Origin of the sequence: Neorhizobium phenanthreniclasticum (assembly GCF_040066075.1) — a bacterium.
GTDB classification, from domain to species: Bacteria; Pseudomonadota; Alphaproteobacteria; order Rhizobiales; family Rhizobiaceae; genus Neorhizobium; species Neorhizobium petrolearium.
Map to the genome: position 1 here is coordinate 273,462 of NZ_JBEAAL010000007.1, position 6,649 is coordinate 280,110.

A 6,649-nucleotide genomic window follows, 5' to 3' on the forward strand; every position below is an offset into this window, starting at 1 on the left:
CAGCAGACCGCCGGGCAGCGATCGCCCGGCGCTCCTCTTAGCGGCGAGCGATGGCCGTCACGATCTCCTCCAATGGCATTGATGCATCGACATGCCGCCACGTAATGTCCGTCGGTTTGCGGGCCAGTTGGCCCGCAAGCACGTTCGCGTCGGCATCCGAGGGCCCGCCGACGCGGTTGCGTACCCGCTGAAGGAGCAGCGCCGGGTCGGCATCGAGCCAGATACCTCGGAAATCGGCGCCGGCATTGGTTGCCGCGGCCTCGATGAGGTGCCGATTGGCCGGATTGTCGAAAACGGCGTCTGCGACCACGCTGCCGCCCTCGGTCAGGATCAGTTCCGCGCGCCGGGCCATTTCCCGATAGACAGCCTTTGAAACATCCGGATTGTATGCGGCAGCCGGCAATCTCGTTTCGGCTGAAACCCCATGCAGGGCTTTTCGAATGCGGTCGCTTTCGATGATCCGGGCGCCGGGAGGCGCACCGATCTGCGAGGCGAGGCGTTCGGCAACCGTCGTCTTGCCCGAGCCGCTCAAGCCTCCGATGGCGATGAGACAAGCGGGCCTATCCTCCAGCAGCGCATGCGCAAGATCGAAATAGGACTTTGCCTCCTCCGCCAATCTGCTTCTGTCTTGCCCGTCTTCTTCGGCTTGCGTCGCGGTGACATGGGCACGGACCTGCGCACGAATCGCCATGAAGAACGGCAGCAGGCAGAAGCCATCCTCGTCATCCGTCTCGTCCAGATATCGGTTCATCACCAGGTTGGCGAAGTCCGGAAAGCCGCGATGCCACAGATCCATGAGCAGGAAGGCGAGATCGTAAAGCACGTCGACCGTGGCGATCTGCGCGTTGAATTCGATGCAGTCGAAGAGGCACGGCCTGCCGTCCAACAGGCATATGTTGCGAAGATGGAGGTCGCCATGGCAGCGGCGGACCCTGCCATTCACCGCCCGGCGATCGAGCAGCGGCGCATGGCGGCGAAGCTTGGACCGGAACGCTTCACTGAGGCTTCCCACCGCCGCCGGGTCGAAGACTTGGCTGGTGGCGAAACCGGCGTCGTTGATATCGAGAACGGCACCGATATTCTCAGCGCCGCCGCCGACGGAAACCGCGGGCGCCTTGCTGTGATAGACCGCAATCATGCGGGCGGTGGCGGTCATCAGCTCGGGCGTCAGCCTATCCGCGACCGCCATACGGTCGAAGAGTTGTTCCTGCTCGAATCGGGTCATCTCGACAACCGAATCCACCAGCGGTCCGTCACCGTCGAATTCAAGGGTCCCATCCGAAGCCCGCGTGATCCGCCGCACGCCGAGATAAAGTCCAGGCGCCGTCTCGCCGTTTAACGAGACTTCCTTGCGGCAGGCCTCCTCACGGATCGCGGCAGTGGAGAAATCCACGTAAGGGAGCTTCAGCGCCTTCTTCAGCTTATAGGCTCTGTCTCCGGCCAATACGATCACCGAGATATGCGTCTCCATGACGTCAACCCCATCGGTCATGCCATGGGTAGCCGGATCGGCCAGGAAAGTGATCGTGCCGCTCTGATCGTCCGTCATCATCGTCCTTTTCCTCGCCGAACACCATGTGATGAACATGGCCACCCGATGCTCGGCATGACCTTGACGTGAGTCAACGGCTAAATCCGCCTTCCGCCTTCACCACGACTTCAGGGCCCGCAGGGTCGGGGTCTTCTTGAAGATATGCGCATCCATCCGGGCAAGCAGGCTGTCGAGCAGGGTCACGGCTTCACTGACGGCAGGCCCTTTGTTGAGCATGACGCATTCCGCGCGGGCAGCCATGGCCGCATCGGTCATTTCGCCCCTGGACGGCAGGCCGGTTTTGACAAGATCCTCCAGAACCTGCGTCGCCCATACCGTCGGGACGAAAGCCGCCTCGCAGATCCAAAGGATTTCCTCCTGCATTTCCGCGACCCGCTCGAAACCGATCTCGGCGGCGAGATCGCCGCGGGCGATCATCACTCCGAAAGGACGCCCCCGGCAGCGCGCCCGTGCGATCAGCGCCGGCAGGCTGGTGACGGCCTGTGGCTGCTCGATCTTGGCGATCAGCCCCAGGGCATGCTCGCGAGGCGGAAATTCGGCAAGCGCCTCTTCCAGAAGGTCGATATCGTCGGCGCGGCTGACGAAAGAGTAGCCGAGCATGTCCGCCTGACCGATGATCGTGGCAAGATCGCTATGGTCCTTGGCGGTCAAGGGGCAAAGGCCGAGAGCGGTGTCCGGCAGATTGAGACCCTTCTCCGGCTTCAGTTTGGCGCCTCCCGTCTTCGTACGCCCGACCCTTACGAGCGCCTCCCCTTCGGAAACGCTTTCGACCACGCCCTCCAGCTTGCCGTCGTCATAGCGGATACGATCGCCAACCGAGAGGCGGGTGACGATCTCCGGCAACGAGACGGCGGCACAGAAGGCTGCCTCGGGTGTCACATAGGGAGCGCCCTTCGCCACCAGCCGCAGGAGATCGCCCGCCTTGAGCCTAGCGCCCTTTTCGCCCGCAACCGCCTCCGTGCGGATCTTCGGCCCCGCAATGTCCATGAGGATCGTCAGGCGGCGGTCGAGAGCAGCGCTTGCGGCACGGACATGCCTGGCCATTTCCGCCCAGGCTCGCTCATCGTCATGCGCGCAGTTGATCCGCGCCACGTCCATTCCGCGTTTGGCCAGGTCGAGGACGAAGTCCGGCTGAGCGGCAGCCTCGCTCGGCAGCGTCACCATGATGCGTCCGCGCCGATGGACGCGGGGCGGTCCGAAAAGCTCATCCGCCGCCTGCCTCAGAAGGTTTTCGCCCCGGAAGAACCGTTCCTCCGAAGGTGGCGGAAATGCCGGATCGGTGCCGCGAATGGCCGCCAGCGCCGCCAGAACCGCATCGATCGTCGGCAGGACCCGGCTTTCCAGCCGGCCGAGCGACGAGAGTCCCCGCCACATCAGCTTGCGTTGCAGAGGCCTCAGATCATGGTGCCGCAGCGCCAGATAATGGCAGAGGTTCTCCAGCCCTGCCCGCTTTTCTTCAGCCATTTGCCCGGCACCCGCGAGGCCCGCGAGCATCGGCACCGCCTGCTCGATGATATCCTTGCGCAAGGCCAGCAGTTCATCGACCAGGTCGGAGGCATTCTCGACCGCATGCGGCATCGCTTCTCTCCTTCAGGTAAGGTCATCGAAGACTGCTCCGCCAAGATCAATTCTTGATGACGAGGGTTCCCGCCTTGCGCTGTGTCAAGGAACCCTCCGCCCTTCCCGGCCAGAAAAGCTGCAAGCGGTGCGCGCCGCTCGGTTTCCTTTTCACGTACGAAAGGATCAGGACGGTGGAAAACATGCTGAGACATCACGGACGCTACGAGGCCTTCATCCGCGAAGCAATTTCTCTACCACCCATGCGGACGGCGGTGGTCCATCCCTGCTCGACCGAAGCGCTGCGCTCGGCGGTCGAACTCAAGGAGCAAGGCCTTCTCGATCCGGTCCTCGTCGGACCCGAGCACAAGATCAGGGCGATCGCGGCCGCCGCCGAACTCTCGCTCGAAGGCATCGACATCGATCCCGTGGAGCACAGCCACGCTGCGGCGGACCGCGCCGTCGAACTCGCCTCGACCGGCAAGGTCACGGCGCTGATGAAAGGCAGCCTCCATAGCGACGAACTGCTTTCGGCGGTGATGGCGCCATCCTCGCGATTGAAGACCGAGCGGCGCATGAGCCACGTCTACGTCATGGACATACCGGCCTATGACAAGCTTCTCGTGGTGACCGATGCGGCGATCAACATCCAGCCGGACCTCGATCAGAAGCGCGACATCTGCCAGAACGCCATCGATCTCATGCACCTGATCGGCATCGAAAAACCGCTCGTCGCCGTGCTGGCGGCAGTTGAGACCGTCAACAGCAAGATGCCGGCGACGCTCGACGCCGCCGCACTCACTGTCATGGCGGCACGCGGTCAGATCACCGGCGCGGTGGTCGACGGACCGCTCGCCTTCGACAATGCGATCAGCATCGAGGCGGCGCAGGCCAAATGCATCGCCTCGCCCGTTGCCGGACAGGCGGATATCCTGCTGGTTCCTGATCTCGAAGCCGGTAATATGCTTGCCAAGCAGCTCATCTATTTTGCCGGCGCCGACGCGGCGGGACTGGTCCTCGGCGCCCGCGTCCCTATCATACTGACAAGCCGGGCCGATCCCGCCAAGGTTCGCACGGCCTCCGCCGCACTTGCCAAGCTGATGGCCGCCAGGCACCACGAGACAAGGGGCATCGCATGACAGACAAGCTTCTCCTGACCTTCAATGCCGGCTCCTCGACGGTGAAGATCGGCATTTTTTCACTGGACGGAGAAGGTCCGAAACGAGTCGGCAAGGCCGTCGTCGATTTCGCGAGCCGGCCGCTGATGCTGCATCTGAAGGAAGGACCGACGCAATTCGAGCTGCCCTTGAGGGCAGAATCCGGCGACGATCTCGCCGATCTCATGGACGAGGTGTTTTCCGAACTGGACAAGCATTTCGACCTCAGGGCCGTCACCGCCGCCGGCCACAGGATCGTCCACGGCGGCGACATCTTCGACGGACCTGTCGAACTGGACGCCGAAGCCCTGGAGAAAATCAGGACGCTGACGGAACTGGCGCCGCTTCATCAGCCGCAGGCACTGCGGCTGATCAGGGCCGTCCGGCATCTGCGCCCGCAGCTTTTCCAGACCGGCTCGTTCGACACGACCTTCCATGCGACCCAGCCGGACCTCGTCCGGCGGTTCGCCATCCCCCGCGCCTGGCACGACCGGGGCGTCAAGCGTTACGGTTTCCACGGGCTCTCCTACGAATATGTGGCCGGCGCGCTTGCCCGGCAGGAGCCGAACATCGCCCACGGCAAGGTCGTCATCGCCCATCTCGGCAGCGGCGCCAGCCTCTGTGCCACCGAAAACGGCTTGAGCCGCGATACCAGCATGGGTTTTTCCACGCTTGACGGCATCCCGATGGCGACGCGTCCCGGCTGGCTCGATCCCGGCGTCCTGCTGCATTTCCTGGGTCCGCTCGGCAAGCCCCTCGAAGAGGTCGAGGACATGCTCTATCATCAGTCGGGCCTGCTCGGCGTCTCGGGCCTCAGCGGCGACACCCGCGAACTCATCGAGGACGACAGCCGGCAGGCGAAGGAGGCGATCGACCTCTTCACGCTGAGAATTGCCGGAGAAGTCTGCCGTCTGGCCGCCACGCTGGGCGGGTTGGACGCACTGGTTTTCACGGCCGGCATTGGTGAGAACCAGCCGAAGATTCGCAAACGCGTGGCCGAGCGGCTGCGATGGCTGGGCGTCGAGCTGGATGATGACACAAACGCAAGGAATGCGGTGAAGATCAGTACATCGGCAAGCCGCATCGCCGTCTATGTCATTCCCACCGACGAGGAACAGATGATCGTTGAGGAGTGCCTGGCCATCCTCGAATCGATGGAGCAGATCTCTGCCCTCTGATCCAGAGAGGTGAACATGACCCGAACCATGTCGCGATCGGGTTTCCATCCTCCGATAGAAATGCACCAGACCATTCAAAGGAACAAACCGATGCAGCCAAGCGCCTCCTCATTCGCAGCACCTGTGATAGACCCGAAGGAACTGGTGCTGATGGATCGCTACTGGCGAGCCGCCAACTATCTTTCCGTCGGGCAGATCTATCTGCTCGACAACCCGCTCCTCCGCGAGCCCTTGAGGGCGGAGCATATCAAGCCGCGTCTGCTCGGCCATTGGGGCACGACGCCCGGCCTCAACTTCATCTACACCCATCTCAACCGCATCATCCGCAACCGCGATCTCGACATGATCTATGTCTGCGGACCCGGCCATGGCGGACCCGGCATGGTCGCCAGCACCTATCTCGAAGGCAGCTACAGCGAAATCTATCCGGACATCTCGGAAGATGCGGAGGGCATGCAGAAACTCTTCAGGCAGTTCTCCTTCCCGGGCGGTATCCCGAGCCACGCGGCACCGGAGACGCCCGGCTCCATCCATGAGGGGGGCGAGCTCGGCTATGCGCTGGTGCATGCCTTTGGCGCAGCCTTCGACAATCCGCATCTGGTCGTCGCCTGTGTCGTCGGTGACGGCGAGGCGGAGACCGGGCCGCTTTCGGCAAGCTGGCAGTCGAACAAGTTCATCAATCCCGCCCGCGACGGTGCCGTGCTGCCGATCCTGCATCTGAACGGCTACAAGATCGCCAACCCGACCGTGCTTTCCCGCGTGGGCGACGAAGACCTCGAACATCTGTTCCGGGGTTATGGCTATGAGCCCTTCTTCGTCGAAGGACATGAGCCGGAACGGATGCACCGGCAGATGGCGTCGGTGCTCGACGAGGTGTTCGACCGCATCCGCACGATCCAGAGGCAAGCCCGCGAAGGAAAGGCCGGCGACGGCTGCCCGCGCTGGCCCATGATCGTGCTCCGCAGCCCCAAGGGCTGGACGGGTCCGAAGGAAGTGGATGGCAAGAAAGTCGAGGGTTTCTGGCGGGCGCACCAGGTGCCGGTCGCCAATTGCCGCGAGGACGACGGCCACCGCAAGATCCTCGAAGACTGGATGCGGAGCTACGATCCGGAAGATCCGGTCGATGCAGAAGGCCGGCAGAGGGCGGGATTGCGCCCCCTGTCCCCGCAGGGTAACACCCCCCCGGGCGCCCAACCCCATCCCCC

The 6,649-nt window shown here is 63.4% G+C and carries 5 protein-coding genes; 3 read left to right on the top strand and 2 right to left on the bottom strand.

The genetic code is table 11. From position 1 onward, the window contains the following. Window positions 1–37: 37 nt before the first annotated feature. Together ABK249_RS13005 and ABK249_RS13010 are read right to left on the bottom strand one after the other, a co-directional pair. Window positions 38–1,552 (bottom strand): bifunctional aminoglycoside phosphotransferase/ATP-binding protein, encoded by a 1,515-nt coding sequence (locus ABK249_RS13005; RefSeq protein ID WP_348863124.1) that lies wholly within the window; start codon window positions 1,550–1,552, stop codon window positions 38–40. 96 nt (window positions 1,553–1,648) lie between these two features. Then, window positions 1,649–3,130 carry a pyruvate kinase gene (locus ABK249_RS13010; RefSeq protein ID WP_348863125.1) on the bottom strand — a complete coding sequence of 494 codons (1,482 nt, stop codon included), beginning with the start codon at window positions 3,128–3,130 and terminating at the stop codon, window positions 1,649–1,651. A gap of 56 nt (window positions 3,131–3,186) precedes the next feature. Between ABK249_RS13010 and ABK249_RS13015 the strand changes: the two genes are divergently transcribed. The 3 genes from ABK249_RS13015 to ABK249_RS13025 form a co-directional block, all read left to right on the top strand. Further along, window positions 3,187–4,248, top strand: a complete 1,062-nt coding sequence (locus ABK249_RS13015; protein ID WP_265105686.1) for a bifunctional enoyl-CoA hydratase/phosphate acetyltransferase — start codon at window positions 3,187–3,189, stop codon at window positions 4,246–4,248. After that, window positions 4,245–5,444, top strand: a complete 1,200-nt coding sequence (locus tag ABK249_RS13020; RefSeq protein ID WP_348863126.1) for an acetate/propionate family kinase — start codon at window positions 4,245–4,247, stop codon at window positions 5,442–5,444. Before ABK249_RS13015 ends, ABK249_RS13020 begins: the two co-directional genes overlap by 4 nt. 90 nt (window positions 5,445–5,534) lie before the next feature. After that, window positions 5,535–6,649, top strand: a 1,115-nt coding sequence (locus tag ABK249_RS13025; RefSeq protein WP_348863127.1) for a phosphoketolase family protein, incomplete at its 3' end; no start/stop codon positions are given.

Bases quoted from the DNA above. Each gene is read 5' to 3' on its own strand.
- ABK249_RS13010 (WP_348863125.1), bottom strand. From the start codon at position 3,130: ATGCCGCATGCGGTCGAGAATGCCTCCGACCTGGTCGATGAACTGCTG.
- ABK249_RS13015 (WP_265105686.1), top strand. From the start codon at position 3,187: ATGACGAGGGTTCCCGCCTTGCGCTGTGTCAAGGAACCCTCCGCCCTT.
- ABK249_RS13005 (WP_348863124.1), bottom strand. From the start codon at position 1,552: ATGATGACGGACGATCAGAGCGGCACGATCACTTTCCTGGCCGATCCG.
- ABK249_RS13020 (WP_348863126.1), top strand. From the start codon at position 4,245: ATGACAGACAAGCTTCTCCTGACCTTCAATGCCGGCTCCTCGACGGTG.